Below are 24,302 nucleotides of genomic sequence, written 5' to 3' on the forward strand. Positions count from 1 at the left end.
GGGTACCGGCACGCGACGATTCCGCCTAGGTCGCCACCTGTCGCGCGGTGGGTCGCTGCAGCAGGCAACCTCGGATGGTGCGCCGCATCAATTCAAGTGACGGTGACGGCGTATGGATCTTTGCGGCTCAGCCGGTGGCATCGAAACCGGCGTGGTAGCGCACGTCAGCGTCGGGACTGTCATCGCGCAGCCGCCGCGACTGGAAGTACGCGGCGGGAATGCCGGGCAGCCGCAGGCGCGGATCGGCCTCGAAGCCGAAGCGCGCGTAATAGTCCGGATCGCCGAGCAGTACGCAGCCTGCGGCGCCGCGTGCCTGCAGCGCATCGATGGCGGCCTGCATCAGGGCGCTGCCGATGCCACGGCCCTGCTGCGCGGGCAGCACCGAGATCGGGCCCAGCCCATACCAGTCGGTGCTGCCGTCGCTGAGTTCGACCGGCGACAGCGCGACGTGGCCCAGCAGCGTGGCGCCCTCTTCGGCGACCAGCGAAACCGACAGCGCGCCGGCCCGGCGCAGCGCATCGACGATGAACGCCTCGGTTTGGCTGCTGTGGGGCGCGTCCTGGAAGGCCTCGCGGGTGAGGGCATGGATGGCGTCGACGTCGTCGGGGCGTTCCGCGCGGATCTGCATGTCCGGATCCTCTGCTGTGACGGGGGCATTGTAGGCCGTGCTGCGCCATGCCTTGGCCTGCCCCTGCGCAGGGACCACAATGGGCGTCGTGTTCCACCGTCACGACGCCCCGGGTAGCCATGTCACTGAATCCGTACGACCTGTTTGATGTCCGCTCCCTGCTCAGCGAGGAGGAACGCGCCGTACAGGCGACGGTGGCACGCTTCACCGATGAACGCGTGTTGCCGATCATCGGCGACGCGTTCGACCAGGGGCGCTTCCCCGACGAGCTCATCCCCGAGATTGCCGCGCTGGGCCTGCTGGGCTCCAGCCTGCCCGAGCAGTACGGCGGTGGCGGGCTCAATGCGGTCAGCTACGGTCTGATCTGCCAGGAGCTGGAACGCGGCGACTCCGGCCTGCGCAGCTTCGTGTCGGTGCAGAGCTCGCTGTGCATGTACCCGATCTTCGCCTACGGCACCGAGGAACAGCGCGTGCGCTGGTTGCCGGACATGGCGGCCGGCAAGGTGATCGGCTGTTTCGGGCTGACCGAGGCACATGGCGGTTCGGACCCGGCGGCGATGAAGACCCGTGCGGTGCGCGATGGCGGCGACTGGGTGGTGAACGGCAGCAAGATGTGGATCACCAGCGGCCCGGTGGCCGATATCGCCATCGTCTGGGCGCACACCGAGGACGGCATCCAGGGGTTCGTGCTGGAAAAGGGCATGCCCGGCTTCAGCACCCAGGAAATCAAGCACAAGATGAGCCTGCGCGCGTCGCTCACCGGTGCGTTGTTCTTCGACAACGTGCGCGTGCCCGAGCGCAACCGCCTGCCCAACGTGCAGGGGTTGAAGGGCCCGCTGGGCTGCCTCAACCAGGCGCGTTACGGCATCAGCTGGGGCCCCATCGGTGCGGCGGTCGCGTGTCTGGACGAAGCGCTCAACTACACCAAGCAGCGCGTGCTGTTCGGCCGCCCGGTGGCTGCCACCCAGAGCGCGCAGATCAAGCTGGCCGACATGGCACGGCGGATCACCACCGCCCAGTTGCTGTCGCTGCAGCTGGGGCGGTTGAAGGACGCCGGCCAACTGCAACCGCAGCAGGTCAGCCTGGCCAAATGGAACAACTGCCGGATGGCGATCGACATCGCGCGCGAATGCCGCGACCTGCTTGGCGGCGCCGGCATCACCACTGAACACGTAGCGATCCGGCACGCGCTGAACCTGGAATCGGTGATTACCTACGAGGGTACCGAGACGGTGCACCAGCTGGTGATCGGGCGTGAGCTGACCGGGATCAACGCGTTCTGAAGGCCACCGGGCCAGCGGCCCGGTGCTACCCGTTGTGGACGCATGGTGCTACCCGTTGTGGGTGCATGGGTGCTACCCGTTGGTGGGCGCATGGGTGCCAGCCGTTGGTGGGTGCATGGGTGCCAGCCGTTGGCTGGCACACGGCCTACTGGCCGCCGGCGAATCCGCTTTGGCGCCAGGCTTCATACATCACCACCGCGACGGTGTTGGATAGATTGAGGCTGCGATTGTCCGGCTGCATCGGCAGGCGCAGGCGGCGGCCGTGCGGCAGCGCGTCGAGCAGGTCCTGGGGCAGGCCGCGGGTTTCCGGGCCGAACAGGAAGGCATCGCCGTCTTCGAATTGCGGGGTGTCGTAACGCACGCTGCCGCGGGTACTCAGGGCGAACAGGCGCTTGGGTGCAATGGCCTGCAGGGCGGTATCCAGGTCGGGATGTACCTGCAGTCGAGCGTATTCGTGATAGTCCAGGCCGGCGCGCTTGAGCTGCTTGTCGCTCAGGTCGAAACCGAGCGGCTCGATCAGGTGCAGCCGCGCGCCGGTATTGGCGCAGAGGCGGATCACATTGCCGGTGTTCGGCGGAATTTCGGGTTGGAACAGGACGACGTGGAACGTGGGCGAGTCAGTCATCGGCGCAGTGTACGCCGCGGCTGCGAAGGTTCGCAGCCGGAATTCAGCGGACCAGCACCGATGCGGCGGTTTCCAGGGCCAGGGCCTGCAGATCCGACGGGCTCGGGCGAACGTGCAGGGTCGGCAGGTTGACGATCACGTCGCGGGCAACGGCAGTGGCGGCGGCGGTCAGGGTGGCCACGTAGTCGCGGTTGCCGGCTTCTTCGGCGGCCAGAGCCTGGTACTGCTCGGCGGTCGGGCGGACTTCGACGGCGGCCAGGGTGGTGACGCGGCGGTTGGCGGTCAGTTCGGCGCGGTACTCGGCGATCATGCCGGCGGTCGGGCGGACTTCAACCACGGCCAGGGTGGGGATGGCGCTGTTGCGCTCGACGCCGGCCTGGGCGATCTGGTCGGCCGAGGGGCGCACCTGCACGGTCTCCAGGGTGGTGATGGCCGAAGCGGCCTGCAGGTTGCCGGCAAAGGCGGCGCCGGCGGCGAAAGCGATGGCGATGGCGAGGGTCTTGGTGTTCATGACGGGTCCTGTTTAGTGTTGGTGAGCAGTGGTGTGGTAGTAAGGTAGTACACCGAATCTGGGCTTGCAAGAACAATCTGCGTTTTTCTTTGTTCGTTCAGCGTCCAGTCAGTTTCGGTTTGAGTCTGTCGGGGCGCACCCAGAACAAAGCAGGCTTCGTGCCAACTTTTAATCATTGATTTGAAAGGGGTTTTTGGCTTCGTGAGGGTGTCCGCTGTCCGGACACCTGTCCGGCGCAACCCTGTTCTGTCCGCGCGATACGGGCCGGACGGCCCATTCGGTGCCCGCATACGGGCAATGACTGTTGGCGGATGCCTTTCGGCGACCGCTCGCGCTAGCATCGGCCTTCACTTTCATGACCAAGGAACAGGAATGACCGTCCAACTTCGCCCGCGCGCCGCGCTGCTGGCCGTTGCCCTTTCCACCGCGCTGGGCGCGCTTGCGCCGGCACCGGTGCTGGCCAAGCCGGCGGCAGTGGCCAAGGTCGACATTCCGTTCGAGGAATTCACCCTGCCCAACGGGCTGCGGGTGGTCGTGCACACCGACCGCAAGGCGCCGATCGTGGCGGTCAACATCTGGTACCACGTCGGCAGCAAGGACGAACCGGCCGGTCGCACCGGCTTCGCGCACCTGTTTGAACACCTGATGTTCCAGGGCAGCGAAAACCATGCCGGCGAATACTTCGAACCCTTCAAGCAGGTCGGCGTGACCGGCCAGAACGGCACCACCAATACCGATCGCACCAACTACTTCGAGAACGTGCCGACCACCGCGCTGGACATGGCGCTGTGGATGGAGTCGGACCGCATGGGCCACCTGCTCGGCGCGATCGACCAGGCTGCGCTCGACGAACAGCGCGGTGTGGTGCAGAACGAGAAGCGCCAGGGCGAGAACCAGCCCTATGGCCAGGTGTGGGAAAAGCTCAACCGCGCGCTGTATCCGGAAGGGCACCCGTATCACCACAGCGTGATCGGCTCGATGAACGATCTCAACGCCGCCTCGCTGGAGGACGTCAAGACCTGGTTCCGTACCTGGTACGGCCCGAACAACGCCGTGCTTGTGCTGGCCGGCGACATCGACGTGGCCACCGCCAAGGACAAGGTTGCCCGCTACTTCGGCGACATCCCGGCGGGCCCGAGCATGGCCCAGCCGAAGGTGGACGTGGCCAAGCGCCCGGCCTCCACCCGCGAAGTGATGAACGACAAGGTCCCGCAGGCCCGCATCTACCGCGCCTGGAACGTGGCCCAGGTCGGCACCACCGACATCGACCAGCTGCAGCTGCTGGCGCAGGTACTTGGTGGCGCCAAGTCCTCGCGCCTTGACCAGCGCCTGGTGCACCAGGATCAGCTGGTGGACAACATCAGCGCCGGCGCCTACAGCTCGCAGCTGGGCTCCAACTTCATGATCGTCGCCAGCGTCAAGCAGGGCGTGGACCCGGCCAAGGTCGAAGCGATCATCGATGAAGAGATCAAGCGCCTGCTCAAGGACGGCCCGACGGCCGAGGAACTGAGCCGCGGCAAGACCGCTTTCCGTGCCGGCTTCATCCGTGGCATCGAGCGCATCGGCGGCTTCGGCGGCAAGGCCGATGCACTGGCCGAGTGCACCGTGTTCGAGGGCGACCCGGGCTGCTTCCGCAAGTCGCTGGCCACCATCGACGCGGCCACCGCCGCCGACGTGCGCGCCGTGGGCGCCAAGTGGCTGGGCACCGGCGACCACACCATCGTGGTCGAGCCGGGTGCGCGTGTGGCCCTGCCGGAACTGCCGTCGGCCACGCCGCAGCCGTTCACCGTGCCGGCCGTGGACGCGAAGTACTCCACCCTGCCCAAGGTGGTCGACCGCAGCACCGGTGTGCCGCAGACCAAGACCTTCCCGGAACTGACGTTCCCGCAGCTGCACCGCGCCACGCTGAAGAACGGCACCAAGGTGATCCTGGCCGAACGCCACGACATCCCGGTGGTGCAGTTCAGCTATGAGTTCCCCGGTGGCTTCACCGCCGACCAGGGCCGCAAGTCCGGCACCGCCAATTTCACGATGGGCATGCTGACCGAAGGCGCTGGCGAGCGCGGCGCACTGCCGTTCGCCGATGCCGCCGATGCGCTGGGCGCCAAGCTGGATGCGTCGGCCTCGCTGGACAACACCAGCGTGTACCTGTCGGCACTGAAGGAAAACCTGGCGCCGTCGCTGGCGCTGTACGCGGACATGCTGCGCCAGCCGCGCTTCGACCAGACCGAAATCGACCGCATCAAGGCCAGCTGGATCGCCGGCATCCGCCAGGAGAAGGTCAACCCGAGCGCCTCGGCGATGCGCGTGCTGCCGACGCTGCTGTACGGCGCCGGCCATCCGTATGCCATTCCCTTCACCGGCAGCGGCAACGAGGCCGACATCCAGGCGCTGACGCGCGATGAACTGGTGGACTTCCACAACCAGTGGCTGCGTCCGGAACAGGGCACCCTGATCGTCGTGGGCGACACCACGCTGAAGGAAATCGTGCCCCTGCTGGAGCGCCAGCTCGGTGACTGGAAGGCCGACGGCGCTGCGCCGCAGGTCAAGGCCCCGGTCGATGTGGTCCGCCCGGCGCATGCCCGCGTGTTCCTGATCGACCAGCCGGGTGCCGTGCAGGCCAACCTGTTCGCCGCCCAGGTGGTGCCGTCCTCGATGGACGCCGGCACCACCCGCTTCGACATCGCCAACGGTGTGCTCGGCGGCGACTTCACCTCGCGCCTGAACATGAACCTGCGCGAGCAGAAGCACTGGTCCTATGGCGCCGGCAGCAACGCCAGCCCCACCCTGGGCCAGCGCCCGTGGACGGCGCGTGCCCCGGTCCAGATCGACAAGACCGCCCCGTCGATCGCCGAGATGCAGAAGGAAATCGCCGAGTTCGCCAGCGCCGCCAAGCCGGCCACCGCGGCCGAGGTCGAACGCATCCGCAACATCCAGACGCTGAGCCTGCCGGGTGCCTACGAAACCGCCAGCGCGGTGCTGGGCACCATCAGCGGCATCGTCAGCTACAAGCGTCCGGACGACTACGTGTTCAAGCGCAAGGCCGAGATCGAGGCCATGACCCCGGCGCAGGTCCAGCAGGCCGCAGCCACGCTGGATCCCAAGACCCTGACCTGGATCGTGGTCGGTGACCTGAAGCAGACCGAGGCCCCGGTCCGTGCGCTGAACCTGGGCGAGGTCACCGTGATCGACGCCGACGGCAAGCCCGTGCAGGCCGCCGCCCCGGCCGCCCCCGCGGCCAAGCCCAAGGCCCGCTAAGCCGGCCTGGAGGATCACCGCCCTGGGAACAGGGCGGTGATCACAGCCGATTCAGCCGTTTCCCGCACAATCCCCTTCGTCGTCCTGCAAGGCCTCCCGCATGCGCCATCTGTTCCTGTCCGCCCTGATCCTCAGCGTCGCCGCCTGCACCTGGGTGCCGATCGAACCGGTCGGCAAGACCGTCCGCGTGCTGCCTGCCGGGGCCGTGCCCAGCGGCTGCCAGAGCAAGGGCGAGGTGGTGGTGACGGTCAAGAGCAAGGTCGGCTTCTACAACCGCAACCCCCTGCGCGTGCAGGACGAGCTGGAAACCCTGGCCCGCAACGAAGCCCCCAGCGCCGGGGCCAATGCCGTCCAGGCGGCCGGCCTGCCGGCCGATGGCAGCCAGCGTTTCCTGGCCTTCCAGTGCCCGCCACGCTGAACCCTTCACACCCGGCCCGGACCATACGCCCGGGCGTGAATTCGTAAAGGTGCGGTGAAGGCGGCGCCGGCTTACAATAGCGCCCCCTTTGCCTGAGCCTTGGCGCTAACTGATGCTCTTCAAGAATGTCTCTATCGCCGGCCTGGCGCACATCGACGCGCCGCACACGCTGACGTCCAAGGAAATCAACGAACGTCTGCAGCCGACGCTGGATCGTCTGGGCATCCGTACCGACGTGCTCGGCGATATCGCCGGCATCCATGCCCGTCGCCTGTGGGACGCGGACATGCTGGCCTCCGACGCGGCCACCCTGGCGGCGCGCAAGGCGCTGGAAGATGCCGGGATCGGTGCCGACAAGATCGGCCTGCTGGTCAACACCTCGGTCAGCCGCGACTACCTGGAGCCGTCCACCGCCAGCATCGTCTCGGGCAACCTGGGCGTTGGTGACGAGTGCATGACCTTCGACGTCGCCAATGCCTGCCTGGCCTTCATCAACGGCATGGACATCGCTGCGCGCATGCTCGAGCGCGGCGAGATCGACTACGCGCTGATCGTCGATGGCGAAACCGCCAACCTGGTGTACGAGAAGACCCTCGAACGCATGGCGCTGCCGGGCGTGACCGCCGATGACTTCCGCAACGAGATGGCCGCCCTGACGCTGGGCTGCGGTGCCGCTGCGATGGTGATGGCGCGTACCGAACTGGTGCCCGACGCACCGCGCTACCGCGGTGGCGTGACCCGCTCGGCCACCGAGTGGAACCAGCTGTGCCGGGGCAACCTGGACCGCATGGTCACCGACACCCGCATGCTGCTGATCGAAGGCATCAAGCTGGCACAGAAGACCTTCGGCGCCGCGCGCGAAGCGCTGGGCTGGGCGGTGGACGAACTGGACCAGTTCGTCATCCACCAAGTCAGCCAGCCGCACACCGCCGCGTTCATCAAGAACTTCGGCATCGACCCGAAGAAGGTCATGACCATCTTCGGCGAGCACGGCAACATCGGCCCGGCCTCGGTCCCGATCGTGCTGAGCAAGCTCAAGCAGCTCGGCAAGCTGAAGAAGGGCGATCGCATCGCGCTGCTCGGCATCGGCTCGGGCCTGAACTGCTCGATGGCCGAAGTGGTCTGGTAAAACAGACCCCTGCGTTGACTCCAAGGGCCGGTACTACCGGCCCTTTCTACAGGTGCGACCCTGATGTCCAAGCTTCCCGGTTACCCCGCCCATCCGCACCGTTTCGAGGTGCGCCCCGGCCTGTCGATGAACTACCTCGACGAAGGCCCGCGCGACGGCGAGGTGGTGGTGATGGTCCACGGCAACCCGTCGTGGAGCTACTACTGGCGCACGCTGGTGGCCGGGCTGTCGGACCGCTACCGCTGCATCGTGCCGGACCATATCGGCATGGGCCTGTCGGACAAGCCCGATGACGCGCACTACGACTACACGCTGCAGTCGCGGGTGGACGACCTGGATGCGCTGCTCCGCCACCTGGGCATCACCGGCCCGGTGACCCTGGCCGTGCACGACTGGGGCGGCATGATCGGCTTCGGCTGGGCGCTGTCGCATCACGACCAGGTCAAGCGCCTGGTGGTGCTCAATACCGCCGCCTTCCCGATGCCGGCGGCCAAGAAAATGCCGTGGCAGATCGCGCTGGGCCGGCACTGGTCGATCGGCGAGTGGATCATCCGCACCTTCAACGCATTCTCCGCCGGCGCGTCGTGGCTCGGCGTGGAGCGGAAGATGCCGGCCGACGTGCGCCGTGCGTACGTGTCGCCGTACAACAGCTACGCCAACCGGATCAGCACCATCCGCTTCATGCAGGACATCCCGCTGGGGCCGGACGACAAGGCCTGGTCGCTGCTCGAACGTGCCGGCAAGGCGCTGCCGTCGTTCGCCGACCGCCCGGCGTTCATCGGCTGGGGCCTGCGCGACTTCGTGTTCGACCACCACTTCCTGGCCGGCTTCCAGGCCGCGCTGCCGCAGGCGCAGGTGCATGCCTTCCAAGATGCCGGGCACTACGTGCTGGAAGACAAGCACGAGGTGCTGGTCCCCGAGATCCGCGCGTTCCTGGACGCCAACCCGATCTGACCCGGGGTTGACGACCAACGGTCGTCACCCCAACGCCCCGCCTCACGCCGCGATGGGCGCCTGCGGGGCCGGCGAATTGCCGTTGTCGTCGGGATGGTCGTCGTCGTTGCCCGCCTCGTCGCGCCAGCGCCAGTCGGCCAGCGTCAGCGCCGGCATCCCGTGTGCGATGCGCGCCTTGTCGCACTGCGGGCTGGCCTTGCCGTACTCCCACGACGCATCCACCTCGCGGCACACGCTGGGCCGGTTCGGATGGATGCTGCAGCGCGAGTACACCCCGATCTCCGCGTCCAGCGCCACGCAGTAGACCGGCTTGGACAGGGTGCCGCGCATGCACAGCCGGTGTGGGTCCAGGACCTGGGTCAGCTCGTGGGGGACGCCGCCGGGGGTGACCTCGTCGGACTCCATCCAGTGGAAGGCCACGCGGTACTGGGTGCAGCAGGCGCCGCAGGTCAGGCAGGGATGGGGCATGGGGCGCCGGCCTTGGGCGGCAGGAAGCAGGAGGGAAGGGCGCGAATTTTCCACGCTGCCGCCCGGCGCGCAAGAATTTTCTGCAGCGGCGACAATGAACGGATGAACAGCGCCACCAACATCGCCGCCCGCCTGCCCGAGCTGGCCCGCGAGCGCCCCGACCAGATCGCCATCCGCTGCCCCGGCAAGCCCGGCCCCGGCGGCATGGCGCGATACGACGTGACCCTGGATTACCGCACCCTGGACGCCCGCAGCCATGCGATGGCGGCCGGGCTGGCCGCCTACGGCATCGGCCGCGGCGTGCGCGCGGTGGTCATGGTGCGGCCGTCCCCGGAGTTCTTCCTGCTGATGTTCGCGCTGTTCAGGAACGGCGCGGTGCCGGTGCTGGTCGATCCGGGCATCGACAGGCGCGCGCTGCGGCAATGCCTGGACGAAGCGCAGCCGCAGGCCTTCATCGGCATCGGCCTGGCCCACGTGGCGCGCAAGGTCCTGCGCTGGTGCCCGTCGGCAACCCTGCAGGTCACCGTCGGCCGGCGCTGGGGCTGGGGTGGCACCACCCTGGCACGGCTGGAAGCGGCAGGCGCACGCGCGCCGCAGCCGATGGCCGACACCGACGGCGACGACGTGGCCGCGATCCTGTTCACCTCCGGGTCCACCGGCGTGCCCAAGGGCGTGGTCTACCGTCACCGCCATTTCGTCGGCCAGGTCGACCTGCTGCGTGCCGCGTTCGGCATGGAACCGGGGGGCGTGGACCTGCCCACTTTCCCGCCGTTCGCCCTGTTCGATCCCGCGCTGGGGTTGACCTCGGTGATCCCGGACATGGACCCGACCCGGCCGGCCAAGGCCGACCCGCGCAAGCTGCATGACGCGATCACCCGCTTCGGGGTCACCCAGCTGTTCGGCTCGCCGGCGCTGATGCGGGTGCTGGCCGACCACGGCCAGCCGCTGCCCACGGTGCGCCGGGTGACCTCGGCCGGCGCGCCGGTGCCGCCCGATGTGGTGGCGCGGATCCGCCGCCTGCTGCCGCCCGATGCCCAGTTCTGGACGCCCTACGGCGCCACCGAATGCCTGCCTGTGGCGGTGATCGAAGGCCGCGAGCTGGAGAGCACCCGCGTGGCCACCGAGACCGGCGCCGGTACCTGTGTGGGTGCGGTGGTGGCACCCAACCAGGTGCGCATCATCGCCATCGACGACGCCCCGCTGGCCGTGTGGTCGCAGGTGCGCGAGCTGCCGGCCGGCAGCGTCGGCGAGATCACGGTCGCCGGCCCCACCGCGACCGACAGCTATTTCAACCGGCCCCAGGCCACCGCCGCCGCGAAGATCGTGGAAACCCTGCCCGACGGCAGCACACGCGTGGTGCACCGCATGGGCGATGTGGGCTACGTCGATGCGCAGGGCCGGCTGTGGTTCTGCGGGCGCAAGACCCAGCGCGTGGAAACGGCGCAGGGGCCGCTCTACACCGAGCAGGTGGAGCCGGTATTCAACGCGCTGGAGGGCATCGCGCGGACGGCGCTGGTGGGCGTTGGCGCGGCCGGACGGCAGCGCCCGGTGCTGTGCTACGAACTGCAGCCCGGCAGCGCTGATTCGCCCGCGCTGCGCGAGCGGCTGCGCGTTGAAGCCGCAGCGCATGCGCACACGGCGCGCATCGAGGTGTTCCTCCCGCACCCGGGCTTCCCGGTCGATATCCGCCACAACGCCAAGATCGGCCGCGAGAAGCTGGCGATCTGGGCCGCCACCCGAATGGAACAGCACGCATGAAGATCCTCGTCACCGGCGGCGGTGGTTTCCTTGGCCAGGCCCTGTGCCGCGGCCTGGTCGAGCGCGGGCACCAGGTGCTCGCCTTCAACCGCAGCCACTACCCGGCGCTGCAGGCGCTGGGAGTCGGCCAGATCCGCGGTGACCTCGCCGACCCCGACGCCGTGCGGCACGCCGTGGCCGGCGTCGATGCGGTGTTCCACAACGGTGCCAAGGCCGGTGCGTGGGGCAGCTACGACAGCTATTTCCAGGCCAACGTGGTGGGCACCGACAACGTGATCGCGGCCTGCCGCGCGCACGGCGTCGGCCGGCTCGTTTACACCTCCACGCCCAGCGTGACCCATCGCGCCACGCATCCGGTCGAAGGGCTGGGGGCGGACGAGGTGCCGTACGGCGAAGACTTCCAGGCCCCGTACGCGGCCACCAAGACCATCGCAGAACAGCGCGTGCTCGCCGCCAACGACGCCACCCTGGCGACCGTGGCGCTGCGCCCGCGCCTGATCTGGGGGCCGGGCGACCAGCAGCTGGTGCCACGCCTGGCCGAGCGCGCGCGCGCCGGCCGCCTGCGCTTCGTCGGCGATGGCCTCAACAAGGTCGACACCACCTACATCGACAACGCCGCCCTGGCCCACTTCCTCGCCTTCGAGGCGTTGGCGCCCGGTGCAGCGTGTGCGGGCAAGGCGTACTTCATCTCCAATGGCGAGCCGCTGCCGATGCGCGAGCTGCTCAACAAGCTGTTGGCCGCGGTGGGCGCACCGGCCGTGGAGAAGTCGATCAGCTTCAAGACCGCTTACCGCATCGGCGCGGTGGCCGAGCGGCTGTGGCCGCTGCTGCGCCTGCGCGGCGAGCCGCCGATGACGCGCTTCCTTGCCGAGCAGCTGTGCACGCCCCACTGGTACAGCATGGAACCGGCGCGACGCGACTTCGGTTATGTGCCCCAGGTGAGCATTGACGAAGGACTCACGAGGCTGAAGGCTTCATCGCGCGGCGAACTTCCCGTCACTTGCTGAACACCGCCGGTCGGTAACGATGGCAGCACGCCAATCCGGCACGCATCACGCGAGGATAGACATGCTGCACTACGCCGTAATCTTTTTCGTCATCGCCATCATCGCGGCGGTGCTGGGCTTCTCCGGCATCGCCGGCACCGCCAGCAGCATCGCCTGGATCCTGTTTGTCGTGTTCCTGATCCTGGCCGTGGTGTCGATGTTCCGCAAACGCGGATAGTGCACCCCCCGGCCCGCGCCCTCTCTCCGGCGCGGGACCCGGGCAACGCGCGTCCGCGCGCGTGACCGCGACGGCCTGGACCCTGCGAAGGGTTCAGGCCGTCGTCGCGATGGCGTGCTGCAACCCGCGCTCGGCGGCATGCCGCTCCATCGCCAGCTCCAGCAGGCGCGTGATCAGCGCGGTGTAGCCCAGGCCACTGGCCGCCCACAGCTTGGGATACATGCTGATGCGGGTGAAGCCCGGCAGGGTGTTGATCTCGTTGATCACCACGTCGCCGTCGGCGGTGAGGAATACATCCACCCGCGCCAGACCGGCGCAGTCCAGTGCCTGGTAGGCGCGCACGGCGATCTGCTGGATACGCGCCTGCGTGGCCGCATCAATGTCGGCGGGCACCACGATGTCGGCGCCGCTCTCGCTGATGTACTTGGTGTCGTACGAATAGAAGTCATCGTGCACCACCACTTCACCGCACACGCTCGCTTCGGGCACCTCGTTGCCCAGCACCGCGCACTCGATCTCGCGGCCGGTCACGGCCGACTCCACCAGCACCTTGTGGTCGAATGACAGTGCCAGCGCGAGTGCGGCGTCGAACTCGCGTTCGGTGCGCACTTTGCTCACACCGACCGACGACCCCTGGTTGGCCGGCTTCACGAACATCGGCAGGCCCAGCGTCGCCACCAGGGCGGCGTAGTCGGCCCCTGCGGCGCCGGCGCGGGTGATGCAGGCGAACGGCGCCACCGCCAGGCCGGCATCGCGCAGCAGGCGCTTGGCCACGTCCTTGTCCATCGCCACCGCCGAGCCCAGCACCCCGGAGCCGACGAAGGGCAGGTTGGCCATGCGCAGCAGGCCCTGCAGCGAACCGTCCTCGCCCAGCGTGCCGTGCACGATCGGGAATACCACGTCGATCTGGTCCAGCACCGCGGTGGGGGTGGTGGGCACCAGCTGTCGCTGCGCCTGGCCGGGCAGCACCGCCACGGCGTGGCCGGAGGCGTTCAGCGCGATGCGCGCCGGGTCATCGGCGTTCAGCAGGAACTGCTGCGGATCACTGACATGCCACTGGCCCTGCTTGTCGATGCCGATCAGGGTGACATCGAAGCGCTCCTTGTCCAGCGCATCGACGATGTTCTTCGCCGACTGCAGCGAGACTTCGTGCTCGGCCGAACGCCCGCCAAAAATGATGCCGACCCGGGTCTTGCCCATCGTACTGCCACTCCACATGTGCTGAAAAAAGCAAGAATGGACCCGTCCGCGATGCTTGGCAAAAGGCGTCGCCCGCCCCGGTGCGGACGCCCGCCGTTCAAGGGGGCGCGGTAGAATGCGGCGATGGCTCGTTCCCTGCTCTCCTCCCTCAAGCCCCTGGCCGGCCACGCGCTGGAAGTGGCGCTCAACCGCGCCGTGGCGCTGGACCCGGACACCGGCAGCGCGCTGGGCGCGCTGGATGGTCGCCACATCGCCCTGACCCTGGACGCGCCCGCGCTGGCGATGCGCATCGGCGTGGCCGGGCAGCGCCTGACGGTGGGGCCGGTGGACCCGGGCCAGGAACCGGACCTGGCCGTGCGCAGTTCGCTGGGCGGGGTGCTGGCGCAGTTGCCGTTCCTGGCCAACGCGCGGCGCGGCGGCGACGCCCCGGCGGGGCGGGTCAAGGTGGCCGGCGATGCCGAGCTGGCGCGTCGCCTGCAGCAGCTTGCCAGCCGTTACGACCCGGATTGGCAGTTGCCGTTCGTGCGGGTGTTTGGTGAGGTGCTGGGCGTGCAGATCGCCCTGGCGCTGCGCTCGGCCCTGCAGCATGCGCGCCGTGGCGCGTCCGACCTGGCGCACAGCGCCGCTGAATTTGTCACCGAGGAGTCCCGCGACGTGGTAGCGCGTGCTGAGCTGGAGGCCTTCCACGACGACGTGGATGTGCTGCGCGACGATGTGGAACGTTTGGCCGTGCGCGTGCAGCGCGTCCGCCAGCGCCAGGTGCGCGCATGAAGGCGATGTTCCGCGCCAGCCGGATCGGCCGGGTGCTGCTGCGCTACCGCCTCGACGATCTGCTCGACGGCACCCCGGCCGAGCGCTGGCTGCGCCTGGCCAAACCGTTCGTGCCACGCGCCTCGGCCGACATCGCCGCACAGTCGCGCGGTGCCCGGCTGCGCCTGGCACTGCAGGATCTGGGGCCGATCTTCGTCAAGTTCGGGCAGATCCTGTCCACCCGCCGCGATCTGATCCCGGCCGACGTGGCCAACGAACTCACCCTGCTGCAGGACCGGGTCAAACCGTTCGACGGCGATACCGCCCAGCGCATCGTCGAGGCGGCACTCGGCCGCCCGGTCAGCGAGGCGTTCGCCAGCTTCGACCTGCAGCCGCTGGCCTCGGCCTCGATCGCGCAGGTGCACGCGGCCACGCTGGCCGATGGCCGCCAGGTGGTGGTCAAGGTGCTGCGTCCGGACATCGAAAAACAGATCGACGCCGACATCGCGCTGCTGAAATCGGCCGCCGCGCTGGTCGAACGCACCCACCCGCGCGCCGACAAGATCCGCCCGCGCGAGGTGGTGGCCGAGGTGGAGAACACCCTGGCCGCCGAACTGGACCTGCAGCGCGAAGGCGCCAACGCCAGCGTCCTGCGCCGCAACTGGATCGACTCGGACGACCTGTACGTGCCCGAGGTGATCTGGAGCCACACCGCCGAGCGCGCGCTGACCCTGGAGCGCGTGTGGGGCATTCCGTCCGACGACATCGCCGCGCTCGACAAGGCCGGCATCGACCGCAAGGCGCTGGCCGCCAAGGGCGTGCGGGTGTTCTACACCCAGGTGTTCCGCGACAACTTCTTCCACGCCGATGCGCACGCCGGCAACATCTGGGTCGACCTGGATCCGGCGCGCCGCGACAACCCGCGTTTCATCGCGCTGGACTTCGGCATCATGGGGCAGCTCTCGCAGGAAGATCAGTACTACCTGGCCGAGAATTTCATGGCCATCTTCAACAAGGACTACCGGCGCATGGCCGAGCTCCACGTCGAAGCCGGCTGGATGCCCAACAACGTGCGCATCGACGAGCTGGAAGCGGCCGCGCGCTCGGTATGCGAGCCGTACTTCACCCGCCCGCTGTCGCAGATTTCGCTGGCCGAAGTGCTGATGAAGCTGTTCCGCGTCGCGCAGCGCTACCAGCTCACCCTGCAGCCGCAGCTGATCCTGCTGCAGAAGACCCTGCTCAACATCGAAGGCGTGGGCCGCCAGCTCGACCCGGAGCTGGACATCTGGGCAGTGGCACGGCCGGTGCTCGAACGCATCCTGCGCGAGCGTTACAGCCCGCGCCGGGTGCTGAAGGAACTGCGCAAGCGCCTGCCGGAAATCATGACCCACACCCCGGACATGCCGCGCCTGGTGCACGCCTGGCTGAAGCAGCAGGTCGAGGGCGGGCACGAGCTGTCGATGCGTTCGCAGGACCTGGTGGCATTGAACAGCAACCTGCAGAAGCTGCAGAAGCGTGCGGTGGCCGCGATTGCCGGCGTCGGCCTGCTGATCGTGGCCGCCGTGCTGTACGGCATGCAGCCCGGTGGCTGGTACTTCGGCGATGCGCCGGTATGGAGCTGGGTGAGCGGCGCGGCGGGCCTGTTCTCGCTGGCCAGTGCCTGGTGGCGGCGCTGATCGTGGCGCACCGCACCGCCTGAATCGCCGTCGATGGCGATTCAGGCGCGCGACGGGGATAATCGGTCAGTGAACGACACCGATACCGCCCTCGATACCGCCCCTCTGCAGCTGCTGCATCTGGACGACCGCCTTGCGGTGGTCAACAAGCCTGCCGGGCTCATGGTCCACGACAGCAAGCTGGCCCGCGGCGAAGACGATTTTCTCGCCGACCGCCTGCGTGAGCAGCTCGGCAAGCCGATCTTCCTCGTGCACCGCCTCGACCGTGCCACCAGTGGCTGCCTGCTGCTCGCCTTCGACCGCGAGAGCGCCAGTGCGCTCGGCAAGTCGCTGATGGGCGGCGACGTGGACAAGGACTACCTGGCGATCTGCCGCGGCTGGCCGGGCGAGGAGGCGTTCACCGTCGACCACGACCTGGACGGCGGCCCGGGCAAACCGGTCAAGAAGCAGGCCATCACCCATTTCCAGCGGCTGGCCGTGGGCGAGATCGCGGTACCGGTCGGTGAGTTCGAGACCTCGCGTTATGCGCTGCTGCGCTGCCAGCCGCAGACCGGCCGCTTCCGCCAGATCCGCCGCCACCTCAAGCACCTGTCCCACCACCTGATCGGCGACACCAGCCACGGCGACGGCCGCCACAACCGCAGCTTCCGCATGCAGGGTATCCACCGCATGCTGCTGCACGCCGAGCGCCTGCGCTTCCCGCACCTGGACGGCACCGCGATGGACGTCAGCGCCCCGGTCGATGGCGAATTCCGCAAGGCAATGGACCTGTTCGGCTGGCACACCGCCCCGTAGAGCCGGGCTCTGCCCGGCTACGCCCCGCCCCGTAGAGCCGGGCTCTGCCCGGCTGCTTCCCCACCGCGTTACCGCCCCTTCGGTGCGGCGGTTTCTTCGTTGACGATCGCTTCCAGGTCCTTCTGCAGGTCCACGAACAGCGGCTGCATCTTGTCCTGGACGGCGACCATCACGTTCTGCATCAGCGCCGGCGTCTTGTCGAGCAGGCTCTGCCCGGCCGAGCTCTCGTAGAACTCGGCCATCGCCAGCACGTCTTCCTTGCTGAAGGTCTTCTTGTACAGGTCCACGTACATCGGCCGCAGCTGCTGCCACGACAGCGCCTGGCGGATGGTCTGGTTGGTGCGCTGTTCGATCCGCCGCAGCTGCGCCTGCTGCGTTTCGTCGAGCTGGCGCTGCGAGGCCACCTGGACGAACTGCTGGCGCTGCATCGCCTCGATCTGCGGCAGCATGGAGTCGAGCATGCTCTGCGCGCGCGAGGCGGCCAGCAGGCGGTTGATGTCGGCGTCCGACGGGGGCGCGGCGATGGCCGGGCCAATCGCAGCCAGCCCCAGCACCACGGCCAGAGCGAAACGGGTCAGGCCACGACGGGCCGGCGGATGGATCGAAAGCATGTGCGGGGCATCCTGCAGTGCATGGAACCCGGAGCATACCTCCCAGGCCGTCATCAGGCGGTAGTTTGAGGACGTTATCGGCCTCATCGGAGATGTTGCAGTCGCCCCGCAGGCGGTGCCCCCCTTACAATGCGGCGCATGGGAACCGGGCCAATCACCGTCAGCGCGCACTTGTCGATTCCGGACACGGAGATCGTCGAGCGTTTCGTGCGCGCCAGCGGGGCCGGTGGGCAGAACGTCAACAAGGTCTCCACCGCGGTGGAACTGCGCTTCGACGTGGCCAACTCGCCCTCCCTGCCGGAGCCGCTGCGCACGCGCCTGCTGGCACGGCGCGACCGGCGCATGACCGGCGAGGGCGTGCTGGTCATCGACGCCCAGCGTTTCCGTACCCAGGACCGCAACCGCGAGGATGCGCGCGAGCGCCTGGCCGCCTTCATCCAGGCCAGCCTCAGCGTGCCCAAGCCGCGGGTGGCCACCAAGCCCTCGTACGGCGCGAAGCTGCGCCGCCTGGATGAAAAAAAGGGCCGCGCGCAGATCAAGCGCGGGCGCACCACACGCAATTGGGAGTGATCGCTTGAACAACCGAAGTCCGCTGTTGCCGGCCGTTCCGCCCAACATGCCGCAGGTCAAACCCAACCGCTTCCTGCGCTGGCTGGCCCGCTGCACGCTGCGCCTGGGCGGCTGGAAGGTGGTGGGTACCTTCCCGGACGTGCCCAAGCTGGTCTTCATCGTGGCCCCGCACTCCTCCAACTGGGACGGGTTCTGGGGCATGGCCGCGAAGATCGCCCTGGGCATGCAGGTCAAGGTGCTGGGCAAGGCGTCGCTGTTCTGGTGGCCGCTGTCGCCGCTGCTGCGCGCCCTGGGCGTGATTCCGCTGGACCGCAGTTCGCCGCAGGGTACCGTCGAGCAGGCCGTCAGCCTGATCAAGGGCTCCGAGCGCATGTGGTATGCGATCACTCCCGAGGGCACCCGCAAGGCGGTGACCCACTGGAAGGCCGGCTTCCTGAAGATCGCGCGGATGGCCGATGTGCCGGTGCTGGCCGCGTATTTCCACTACCCCGAGAAGACCATCGGGATCGGCCCGCTGTTCCACTCCAGCGGCGACGATGCCGCCGACATGGCGGCCATCCGTGAGTACTACCGCCCCTGGCAGGGCAAGAACCGCGGCACTGTCTGAGCCCGGCCCGGGCGGGCACCGGGGCCTGCACAGCCAGACGCCACGTCCGGCACATGCTGGCCCCTGGCAATCGGAGTAGGGTGACCGGCTGTGGTTTCACGCCCCTGCACCCCCTTCCAAGGAGCCCGTTTCATGTCGCGTACCGTAGTTTTGGCCGCTGCCATCAGCCTGGCGCTGGCGGCTTGTTCCGGCAAGGAGTCCACCCCCGTGACCGATACCCAGAGCCCCGCCGCGCAGCAGCCGGCCGAGGCCTCCACCAATCCCCTGTTGAGCGCCAGCACGCTGCCGTTCCAGGCGCCGCCGTTCGACAGGATCAAGGACAGCGATTACCTGCCGGCCTTCAATGAAGGCATGAAGCAGCACCTGGCCGAGGTCCGCAAGATCGCCGACAACCCCGAGCCGGCCACCTTCGACAACACCATCGAAGCGCTGGAGCGCAGCGGCGAAACCCTGAACCGCGTGTCGCGCATCTTCTTCGGCCTGGTCCAGGCCGATACCAACGAGGCACGCCAGAAGATCCAGGAAGAAGTGGCGCCCAAGCTGGCCGAGCACCAGGACGAGATCAACCTCGACCCGAAGCTGTTCGCCCGCATCAAGACCGTGTACGACCAGCGCGACGCGCTGGGCCTGGACCCGGTGCAGAAGCGCCTGGTCGAGCGTGACTACCAGGAGTTCGTCCGCGCCGGCGCGCAGCTCAACGATGCCGACAAGGCGTCCCTGCGCAAGCTCAACGTGGAAGAAACCACGCTGGCCACGCAGTTCCACACCCGTCTGGTGGCCGCGACCGCCGCCGGTGCCGTGGTCGTCGATGACAAGGCCAAGCTGGCCGGCCTGGACGAGGATGCGATCAACACCGCCGCCGCCGACGCCAAGGACCGCAAGCTGGACGGCAAGTACGTGCTGCCGCTGCAGAACACCACCCAGCAGCCGGTGCTGGCCTCGCTGAGCGACCGCGACCAGCGCGCCGCCGTGCTCAAGGCATCGGAAACCCGCGCCGAGAAGGGCGATGCCAACGACACCCGGCAGACCGTGCAGCGCCTGGCCCAGCTGCGTGCGCAGAAGGCCAAGCTGCTCGGCTTCGAGAACTACGCCGCCTACAGCCTGGCCGACCAGATGGCCAAGACCCCGGCTGCCGCGCTCAAGCTGCTGACCGATACCGTGCCGGCGGCCACCGCCAAGGCACGCGGCGAAATCGCCGAGATGCAGAAGGTCATCGACGCGCAGAAGGGCGGCTTCAAGCTCGCCGCGTCGGACTGGGACTTCTACGCCGAGCAGGTGCGCAAGGCCCAGTACGATCTGGACGAGTCGCAGATCAAGCCGTACTTCGAGATGGACAACGTGCTGCAGAACGGCGTCTTCTACGCCGCCACCCAGCTCTACGGCATCACCTTCAAGCCGCGTACCGACATCCCGACCTACCACCCGGACATGAAGGTCTATGAAGTGTTCGACAAGGACGGCACCTCGCTGGCCCTGTTCTACACCGACTACTTCAAGCGTGACAGCAAGTCCGGCGGCGCCTGGATGGACGTGTTCGTCGAGCAGGACGGCCTGACCGGTGCCAAGCCGGTGGTCTACAACGTGTGCAACTTCACCAAGCCCGCCGCCGGCCAGCCCGCGCTGCTCAGCTTCGATGACGTGACCACCATGTTCCATGAGTTCGGCCATGCGCTGCACGGCATGTTCTCGAAGGTGAAGTACCCGTCGATCGCCGGTACCAGCACCTCGCGCGACTTCGTCGAGTTCCCCTCGCAGTTCAACGAACACTGGGCGCTGGACCCCAAGGTGTTCGCCAACTACGCCAAGAACTACAAGACCGGCGAACCGATGCCGCAGGCCCTGGTCGACAAGATCCTCAAGGCACGCACCTTCAACCAGGGCTACGCGACCACCGAGTACCTGTCGGCCGCGCTGCTCGACCTGGCCTGGCACACCCAGCCGGCCGACGCGCCGCTGCAGGACGTGGCACCGTTTGAAGCGGCCGCGCTGAAGAAGTACAAGGTCGACCTGGCGCAGGTGCCGCCGCGCTACCGCACCACCTACTTCGACCACATCTGGGGCGGCGGCTACTCGGCCGGCTACTACGCCTACTTCTGGGCCGAAGTGCTGGACCATGACACGTTCGAGTGGTTCAAGGAACATGGCGGCCTGACCCCGGAGAACGGGCAGGTGTTCCGCGACAAGATCCTCTCGCGCGGCAACAGCGTGGAACTGGCCGACCTCTACCGCGAGTTCCGCGGCAAGGACCCGTCGGTGGAACCGCTGCTGGTCAACCGCGGCCTGAAATAGCGCGGTAGGTACCGACCGTTGGTCGGTACTCCGATGGGTTCAAAGCGAACGGCAGGGGAAACCCTGCCGTTCGTGCATCCGGCATCACCATCGCGCGATCACGTTCCCACGTGCACCCCTTCGCGCAGTTCACTGCAGCCCAGGTGGTCCAGCGCGATCTCCAGTGCGTGCACATAGCTCTGCGCGCAGTAGCCGTGCGCCACCCCGATGCGCTGGCCGGCGTCGGCCGGCAGACAGGCTTCCGGCGTGCGCGCATCGTCGTCGTGCACTTCCACGTACGGATTGCGCAGGTGCGGCAGCAGCCGCTGCAGACGCACGCTGCCCACGCACGCGCCCGGATCGAGCAGCGTGACTTCACCCCGGCTGTGGTCGGCCACGCGCAGCGCGTCCAGCAGTTCCTGTTCCGAGCCGCAGGCGCGGATCGCCACGGTGGTACCGGCGTCGATCGCGCGGTGCACCAGCGATTTGAGCACCAGCGCCGGCAGCGGCACCGCCGTGCGGATCAACGTGCCACTGGATTCCGGGCCGCGGATGATGAAGATCGACATGGCTCAGGCGCTCCCCACGGCCGGCTGCAGGCGACGCGCGGCGATCGCCAGCGACAGCTGGCAGGCTTCCTCGCGGCTGCGGCCGCAGACCACCCGCGCGGCCGGCGCGTGCTGCGGATGCAGGCGCTCATCAAGGGCGTCGTCGTCGTTGCTGGCCATCTCGATGTACGGCGCCGGCAGCGCGTCCAGCGCGGCGCGTACGGCGGCGCCATAGCGGGCCCACTGCGGTGCCGCCACGGCGGTGGTTGCGATCAGCACCCAGGCCGGGCGGCTGCGTCGCGCGGCCTGCAGGCAGCGCACCAGCGCCGGCAGCGAGTCGCAGTCGTGGCAGGCCAGGCGGTGCCCGGCGACCCGGGCAGGCAGCGGCGCGGCATCCGGCGCCGCGCTCGGCGGCGTGTGCCGGATCAGCAGGATGGTCATGGAACACCTCGTTGGAGCGCCCTGCGGCGCGGTGTGGCCACGATGCGGCCGCAGGCCGTAAAACCGCCATGCCGGTGCGGCGGCGGCGGCGTAAACACGGCGTAGTTTTCCGTGTGGCGCCCGGGAACTTGCCGGCCGCCGCCACGGTCACACCGCCACTACCCACCGAGCGCTGACATGGATACCCACGCCGCCACCCCCGAAGGACACAACCGCGTACTGCATTGGCTGAAGAAGGAGGCATTGCCCTTGCTGGTGATGCTGGGCCTGCTCAGCGCCGCGCGCGACACCCTGGCCAACCACTACCAGGTGCCCAGCGGCTCGATGCAGCACACGCTGATGCCCGGCGACCGCGTGGTGGTGGACATGCGCGCCTACGGCCTGCGCCTGCCCTTCACCGGGCTGGAACTGATGGCCACCGGCACGCCGCAGCGCGGCGATGTGGCCGTGTTCGATTCGCCGCGCGATGGCGTCCGCCTGATCAAGCGCATCGCTGCCGTCGGCGGCGACCGGGTCGAACTGCGCGATGGCCACCTGAGCATCAACGGCCGCCCGCTGGCCGACGCCAGCCAGGGCGAGGTCGAGGACTTCGGTACCCATCTGGCCCAGCTCGACCTGGGCCAGGGCGGCGGCCCCGACATCGCCGGGCTGACCGTGCCGGCCGGCAAGGTGCTGATGCTGGGCGACCACCGCGGCAACAGCCTGGACGGCCGCTTCTTCGGCCTGGTCGATGCCTCGGCGCTGTATGGCAAGGCGTCCCGCGTCTATTGGCGCCGTGGCGACGGGTTCACCTGGCAGGCGCTGTAACGGCCCGCAGCACCCCGCCCGTGCGTCCCCGGCGCAGGCGGGGACGTCACGGTGAATCTGTATCGATATCGAGAACGTCTCAATCCAGACATTCCAGGTTATGGATCGTCCTGTAACGGCTGCCTATCCTGACCGCTGACCCTTACGCACCGGCCCGCCCCCTGGGCCCTGACGCAATGAACGGCGACACCGCAGCCCTGACGCCCACCTCCCACATCGTGCAGGGCACGCCGGCGTTCCGGCGCACGGCTGCCGCCCTGTTCCTGGCGGGCTTCTCCACCTTCGGTCTGCTCTACACCGTGCAGCCGCTGCTGCCCGAGTTCAGCCGCCACTTCGGCGTATCGGCGGCCAACAGCGCGTTGGCGTTGTCGCTCAGCACCGGCCTGCTGGCGGTGTCGATGCTGATTGCCGGGTTGATCTCCGACCGCATCGGCCGGCGCAGCGTGATGGTTGCCGCGCTGCTGGCGTCCAGCGTGCTCTCCCTGGCCACGGCGATGGTGGATGACTGGTCCACCCTGCTGGTGCTGCGCACGCTGCTCGGCATCGCGCTGAGCGGCGTACCGGCGGTGGGCATGACCTACCTCGCCGAGGAAATGGACAGCCGCGCGCTAGGCCTGGCGATGGGCCTGTACATCGGCGGCAACGCCATCGGCGGCATGAGCGGGCGCCTCATCGCCGGCATCGTCGCCGACCACTGGGGCTGGCGCTGGGGCATCGGCGTGGTTTCGCTGATCGCGGTGGCGAGCACGCTGCTGCTGTGGGTCCAACTGCCGCCGTCGCGCCATTTCCAGAGCCGCCGCAGCGGCCTGCGTGAACTGCCGGCGCGCTGGCGCAGCCTGTTTGCCGACCCCGGCCTGCCGTGGCTGTTCGCCACCGCCTTCGTGCTGATGGGTGTGTTCGTCACCCTCTACAACTACCTCGGCTACCACCTGATGGCGCCCCCGTACGGCCTGAGCCAGACAGTGGTCGGCCTGATCTTCAGCGTCTACCTGGTCGGCACCTTCAGCTCGGCGTGGATGGGGCAGCAGGCCAACCGCTACGGCCGCAGCCGCGTGCTGGGGATCTGCTATGGCCTGATCGCGCTGGGCATCGTGCTGCTGGCGCTGCCGTGGCTGGGCTGCATGGCCGCCGGCATCGCGCTGGTGACCTTCGGCTTCTTCGGCGGGCACTCGGTGGCCAGCAGCTGGGTCGGCAGCCGCGCCGGTGCGATGCGCGCCGACGCATCGGCGCTGTACCTGTTCGCCTACTACCTCGGCTCCAGCGTGGCCGGCGTACTCGGCGGGGTGTTCTACACGCACTGGGACTGGCTGGGCGTGTGCGGCTTCGTCGGCGTGCTGACCGTGGCCGGCGCTGCCGTCGCCTGGCGCCTGGGGCGCCGCACGCAACCGGCCGCCGCCGCACTGGCGCTCAGCCGCTGACGTGGCGCTCATCCAGCAGCACGACGTCGTCGGCCAGCACGTGGAACGCCACGTTCTCCGCCATGAACTGAATGCTGAAGTGCCTCAACGACGACGGGGCATGGGACGAGATCGCCCGTGCTGCCGCCACGCTGCCGGCGACCCAGTCGGACTGCAAGAATTCGGTCAGCTCACCGAGCGCGAACGCTCCTGATCCCGCATCGAACCGGAACAGTGCGCTGCCCGGAAACGGAAGCCTGATCAGGGAATGCACGTGGCGGAAGCATATCTCCCGCGTCAGCATCACCATCGCCTATGGATTGAAGATGGAACGTGGTTTACCGATCAACATGGCTGTCCTTGTCCGGGGTGCTTC

Annotated in this window: 25 protein-coding genes; 16 read left to right on the forward strand and 9 right to left on the reverse strand. The window is 68.4% G+C overall.

Translation table 11 applies throughout. The features are described 5' to 3' along the window. Positions 1 to 127 precede the first annotated feature (127 nt). On the reverse strand, positions 128 to 628 hold the full coding sequence (locus tag ACLB90_RS10620) for a GNAT family N-acetyltransferase (protein ID WP_411849468.1): 501 nt from the start codon (positions 626 to 628) through the stop codon (positions 128 to 130). 119 nt (positions 629 to 747) lie between these two features. Here ACLB90_RS10620 and ACLB90_RS10625 point away from each other — a divergent pair, with 119 nt between their 5' ends. Next, complete coding sequence (locus ACLB90_RS10625; RefSeq protein WP_411849469.1) at positions 748 to 1,911, forward strand: acyl-CoA dehydrogenase family protein; 1,164 nt, start codon at positions 748 to 750, stop codon at positions 1,909 to 1,911. Positions 1,912 to 2,056: 145 nt separating this feature from the next. Here the strand turns inward: ACLB90_RS10625 and trmL are convergent, their stop codons facing one another. Further along, positions 2,057 to 2,536, reverse strand: a complete 480-nt coding sequence (gene trmL / locus ACLB90_RS10630) for a tRNA (uridine(34)/cytosine(34)/5-carboxymethylaminomethyluridine(34)-2'-O)-methyltransferase TrmL (protein WP_411849470.1) — start codon at positions 2,534 to 2,536, stop codon at positions 2,057 to 2,059. Between the two features lie 43 nt (positions 2,537 to 2,579). Continuing rightward, on the reverse strand, positions 2,580 to 3,047 hold the full coding sequence (locus ACLB90_RS10635; protein ID WP_411849471.1) for a hypothetical protein: 468 nt from the start codon (positions 3,045 to 3,047) through the stop codon (positions 2,580 to 2,582). A 372-nt stretch (positions 3,048 to 3,419) separates the two neighbouring features. On the opposite strand from ACLB90_RS10635, the gene ACLB90_RS10640 reads away from it, so the two are divergent. The 4 genes from ACLB90_RS10640 to ACLB90_RS10655 all read left to right on the forward strand — a co-directional run bounded on the left by ACLB90_RS10640 (position 3,420) and on the right by ACLB90_RS10655 (position 8,806). Then, positions 3,420 to 6,305 carry a M16 family metallopeptidase gene (locus ACLB90_RS10640; RefSeq protein WP_411849472.1) on the forward strand — a complete coding sequence of 962 codons (2,886 nt, stop codon included), beginning with the start codon at positions 3,420 to 3,422 and terminating at the stop codon, positions 6,303 to 6,305. A 100-nt stretch (positions 6,306 to 6,405) separates the two neighbouring features. Further along, positions 6,406 to 6,723 (forward strand): DUF4156 domain-containing protein, encoded by a 318-nt coding sequence (locus ACLB90_RS10645; protein WP_411849473.1) that lies wholly within the window; start codon positions 6,406 to 6,408, stop codon positions 6,721 to 6,723. 112 nt (positions 6,724 to 6,835) lie between these two features. Continuing rightward, positions 6,836 to 7,852, forward strand: a complete 1,017-nt coding sequence (locus tag ACLB90_RS10650; RefSeq protein ID WP_017355519.1) for a 3-oxoacyl-ACP synthase III — start codon at positions 6,836 to 6,838, stop codon at positions 7,850 to 7,852. Between the two features lie 63 nt (positions 7,853 to 7,915). Then, a complete protein-coding gene (locus ACLB90_RS10655; RefSeq protein ID WP_411849474.1) occupies positions 7,916 to 8,806 on the forward strand; it encodes an alpha/beta fold hydrolase in 891 nt (296 codons plus the stop codon). A 42-nt stretch (positions 8,807 to 8,848) separates the two neighbouring features. On the opposite strand, the gene ACLB90_RS10660 is transcribed toward ACLB90_RS10655, so the two are convergent. Then, a complete protein-coding gene (locus ACLB90_RS10660) occupies positions 8,849 to 9,274 on the reverse strand; it encodes a YkgJ family cysteine cluster protein (protein ID WP_019184876.1) in 426 nt (141 codons plus the stop codon). Positions 9,275 to 9,376: 102 nt separating this feature from the next. On the opposite strand from ACLB90_RS10660, the gene oleC reads away from it, so the two are divergent. The 3 genes from oleC to ACLB90_RS10675 all read left to right on the forward strand — a co-directional run bounded on the left by oleC (position 9,377) and on the right by ACLB90_RS10675 (position 12,256). After that, positions 9,377 to 11,032 (forward strand): olefin beta-lactone synthetase, encoded by a 1,656-nt coding sequence (gene oleC / locus ACLB90_RS10665; protein WP_411849475.1) that lies wholly within the window; start codon positions 9,377 to 9,379, stop codon positions 11,030 to 11,032. Then, positions 11,029 to 12,039: a 2-alkyl-3-oxoalkanoate reductase gene (gene oleD, locus ACLB90_RS10670; RefSeq protein WP_411849476.1), complete on the forward strand. Its 1,011-nt coding sequence runs from the start codon at positions 11,029 to 11,031 to the stop codon at positions 12,037 to 12,039. The genes oleC and oleD overlap by 4 nt, the downstream gene beginning before the upstream one ends. Positions 12,040 to 12,100: 61 nt before the next feature. Continuing rightward, positions 12,101 to 12,256 (forward strand): DUF1328 domain-containing protein, encoded by a 156-nt coding sequence (locus ACLB90_RS10675; protein WP_411849477.1) that lies wholly within the window; start codon positions 12,101 to 12,103, stop codon positions 12,254 to 12,256. 93 nt (positions 12,257 to 12,349) lie between these two features. Here the strand turns inward: ACLB90_RS10675 and ddlA are convergent, their stop codons facing one another. After that, positions 12,350 to 13,456 carry a D-alanine--D-alanine ligase gene (gene ddlA / locus ACLB90_RS10680; RefSeq protein WP_411849478.1) on the reverse strand — a complete coding sequence of 369 codons (1,107 nt, stop codon included), beginning with the start codon at positions 13,454 to 13,456 and terminating at the stop codon, positions 12,350 to 12,352. Between the two features lie 123 nt (positions 13,457 to 13,579). On the opposite strand from ddlA, the gene ACLB90_RS10685 reads away from it, so the two are divergent. The 3 genes from ACLB90_RS10685 to ACLB90_RS10695 are packed head-to-tail and all read left to right on the forward strand — an operon-like array spanning position 13,580 to position 16,677. After that, positions 13,580 to 14,227, forward strand: a complete 648-nt coding sequence (locus ACLB90_RS10685; RefSeq protein WP_411849479.1) for an SCP2 domain-containing protein — start codon at positions 13,580 to 13,582, stop codon at positions 14,225 to 14,227. Then, on the forward strand, positions 14,224 to 15,882 hold the full coding sequence (gene ubiB, locus ACLB90_RS10690) for a ubiquinone biosynthesis regulatory protein kinase UbiB (RefSeq protein WP_411849480.1): 1,659 nt from the start codon (positions 14,224 to 14,226) through the stop codon (positions 15,880 to 15,882). Before ACLB90_RS10685 ends, ubiB begins: the two co-directional genes overlap by 4 nt. A gap of 33 nt (positions 15,883 to 15,915) precedes the next feature. Beyond that, positions 15,916 to 16,677, forward strand: coding sequence for a pseudouridine synthase (locus ACLB90_RS10695; protein ID WP_411849481.1), 762 nt, complete (start codon positions 15,916 to 15,918; stop codon positions 16,675 to 16,677). A 68-nt stretch (positions 16,678 to 16,745) separates the two neighbouring features. On the opposite strand, the gene ACLB90_RS10700 is transcribed toward ACLB90_RS10695, so the two are convergent. Then, positions 16,746 to 17,288 carry a DUF2059 domain-containing protein gene (locus ACLB90_RS10700; protein ID WP_411849482.1) on the reverse strand — a complete coding sequence of 181 codons (543 nt, stop codon included), beginning with the start codon at positions 17,286 to 17,288 and terminating at the stop codon, positions 16,746 to 16,748. Between the two features lie 138 nt (positions 17,289 to 17,426). Here ACLB90_RS10700 and arfB point away from each other — a divergent pair, with 138 nt between their 5' ends. The 3 genes from arfB to dcp all read left to right on the forward strand — a co-directional run bounded on the left by arfB (position 17,427) and on the right by dcp (position 20,754). Continuing rightward, the gene (gene arfB, locus ACLB90_RS10705) at positions 17,427 to 17,858 is read left to right on the forward strand and encodes an alternative ribosome rescue aminoacyl-tRNA hydrolase ArfB (RefSeq protein WP_026070967.1); all 432 of its coding nucleotides are present in this window, start codon (positions 17,427 to 17,429) and stop codon (positions 17,856 to 17,858) included. 4 nt (positions 17,859 to 17,862) lie between these two features. Further along, complete coding sequence (locus ACLB90_RS10710; protein ID WP_411849483.1) at positions 17,863 to 18,465, forward strand: lysophospholipid acyltransferase family protein; 603 nt, start codon at positions 17,863 to 17,865, stop codon at positions 18,463 to 18,465. A gap of 132 nt (positions 18,466 to 18,597) precedes the next feature. Next, on the forward strand, positions 18,598 to 20,754 hold the full coding sequence (dcp, locus tag ACLB90_RS10715) for a peptidyl-dipeptidase Dcp (RefSeq protein WP_411849484.1): 2,157 nt from the start codon (positions 18,598 to 18,600) through the stop codon (positions 20,752 to 20,754). A gap of 98 nt (positions 20,755 to 20,852) precedes the next feature. On the opposite strand, the gene ACLB90_RS10720 is transcribed toward dcp, so the two are convergent. Both ACLB90_RS10720 and ACLB90_RS10725 read right to left on the reverse strand, forming a co-directional pair. Further along, positions 20,853 to 21,302, reverse strand: a complete 450-nt coding sequence (locus ACLB90_RS10720) for a 3-dehydroquinate dehydratase (protein ID WP_411849485.1) — start codon at positions 21,300 to 21,302, stop codon at positions 20,853 to 20,855. A 3-nt stretch (positions 21,303 to 21,305) separates the two neighbouring features. After that, positions 21,306 to 21,722 carry a hypothetical protein gene (locus tag ACLB90_RS10725; protein WP_411849486.1) on the reverse strand — a complete coding sequence of 139 codons (417 nt, stop codon included), beginning with the start codon at positions 21,720 to 21,722 and terminating at the stop codon, positions 21,306 to 21,308. Positions 21,723 to 21,899: 177 nt separating this feature from the next. Between ACLB90_RS10725 and lepB the strand changes: the two genes are divergently transcribed. Further along, positions 21,900 to 22,529 carry a signal peptidase I gene (gene lepB / locus ACLB90_RS10730; RefSeq protein ID WP_411849487.1) on the forward strand — a complete coding sequence of 210 codons (630 nt, stop codon included), beginning with the start codon at positions 21,900 to 21,902 and terminating at the stop codon, positions 22,527 to 22,529. A gap of 176 nt (positions 22,530 to 22,705) precedes the next feature. Continuing rightward, on the forward strand, positions 22,706 to 23,947 hold the full coding sequence (locus ACLB90_RS10735; RefSeq protein WP_411849488.1) for an MFS transporter: 1,242 nt from the start codon (positions 22,706 to 22,708) through the stop codon (positions 23,945 to 23,947). On the opposite strand, the gene ACLB90_RS10740 is transcribed toward ACLB90_RS10735, so the two are convergent. Continuing rightward, entirely contained in the window at positions 23,937 to 24,236 is a 300-nt protein-coding gene (locus tag ACLB90_RS10740) for a hypothetical protein (RefSeq protein WP_411849489.1), read from the reverse strand. The two genes, ACLB90_RS10735 and ACLB90_RS10740, sit on opposite strands and share 11 nt — an antisense overlap. Between the last annotated feature and the right edge of the window lie 66 nt (positions 24,237 to 24,302).

Origin of the sequence: Stenotrophomonas sp. LGBM10 (genome assembly GCF_046736075.1) — a bacterium.
In the GTDB taxonomy this organism is placed as follows: Bacteria; Pseudomonadota; Gammaproteobacteria; order Xanthomonadales; family Xanthomonadaceae; genus Stenotrophomonas.